The 803-nt window shown below is 41.8% G+C and carries 1 protein-coding gene; it reads right to left on the bottom strand.

The genetic code is table 11. The annotated features are described in order from the left end of the window. Positions 1 to 206: 206 nt before the first annotated feature. A partial coding sequence (locus tag ACTXGO_RS15110) for a malic enzyme-like NAD(P)-binding protein (protein ID WP_443575097.1) occupies positions 207 to 803 on the bottom strand: 597 nt, incomplete at its 5' end.

Genomic DNA, 803 nt, shown 5'->3' with positions numbered 1-803 from the left:
AGGACTCATAATCCTTTGGTCGTAGGTTCAAGTCCTACTGGGCCCACCAAATTTAGATTGTATAAAACCCCTTTAAATCAAAAGATTTAAAGGGGTTTTTGTTTTTGATAAATAATTCAAGTCCACATTATAAAAGCAATTTTCACGAAAAAGCCAACTACTATGTTTGATTAATAGTCGGCTTTTCTCTTTATATTTCTATAAATCTAAAAAGAAGTACGACGATAGTTACGGTATCTGGGCAGCCAGAAATTGGCTTGTAATCGGCGTTGTAGGTTCTCTATCGTTACAGGTAGAGCAAGTTTGTCTTCAATCGCTTGCAGGGCCACAGCATAAGCTATTTTTTCACTGATCTCTCTGATGACTTTGATGGGTGGCAATATAGCACCGGGGGCTTTTTCATACGCTGCTGAGATATCAGCAAGGGCTTGGCTTGCTGCCATAAGCATATTGTCGCTAATTCCCGTTGCTCGTGATATAAGCACTCCTAGGCCGATACCTGGGAAGATATAGCTGTTGTTACACTGAGACACCTCAAAACTCTGACCGTTAAAGGTAGTGTGAGGAAATGGACTACCCGTTGCAATAATAGCGCGGACACAGCTCCAGTTAGTAATCTCTTGCGGTGTGGCTTCAACACGAGACGTTGGGTTTGATAACGGTAGGACTATGGGCTTATCCGTATTAGTGCATAAGGCTTCGATCACCTCTTGAGTAAATAGTCCTTTTTGTCCACTGACACCGAACAATACTGTGATCTGTGCCTGCTTGACCACTTGTAAAAGCCCAAGTTTTTGACTTTT

It is taken from the genome of Psychrobacter sp. T6-1 (genome assembly GCF_052258445.1).
The sequence above is the reverse complement of the archived record's forward strand: the minus strand, read 5'-3'. Positions and strand labels throughout refer to the sequence as shown.